We start from the raw sequence: 296 nt of genomic DNA, 5'->3' as shown, positions 1-296 counted from the left end.
GTGGGGTAGATGATTGGGGTGAAGTCGTAACAAGGTAGCCGTATCGGAAGGTGCGGCTGGATCACCTCCTTTCTATGGAGAATCGTTTCCTGCAACGGAAACATTCAAATCAGCAGGTACATGTACCTGCGACCGGATATTCAATTCGGTTCATCACGTACGTGTGAATGAAATGAATATCCTTAACTTACTCACTCGTTGCTCAGTTTTGAGAGTTCAAACTCTCACATAGGATTTCCAAAATATACTTGTATTCAAGTGTTGAGGAATTTGATATGATGTTTTTCCGGGGTTAA

General features: G+C 42.2%; 1 rRNA gene. It reads left to right on the top strand.

Features of this window, described 5'->3' with window-relative positions:
• A 16S ribosomal RNA gene (locus C1T21_RS26970) occupies positions 1–72 on the top strand; the annotation flags it as partial.
• Positions 73–296: the final 224 nt, after the last annotated feature.

Source organism: Paenibacillus sp. F4 (assembly GCF_002894905.1).
GTDB classification, from domain to species: Bacteria; Bacillota; Bacilli; order Paenibacillales; family Paenibacillaceae; genus Paenibacillus; species Paenibacillus polymyxa_B.
Note: the sequence above shows the minus strand (reverse complement) of the source record. Positions and strands in the feature narration are given on the sequence as shown.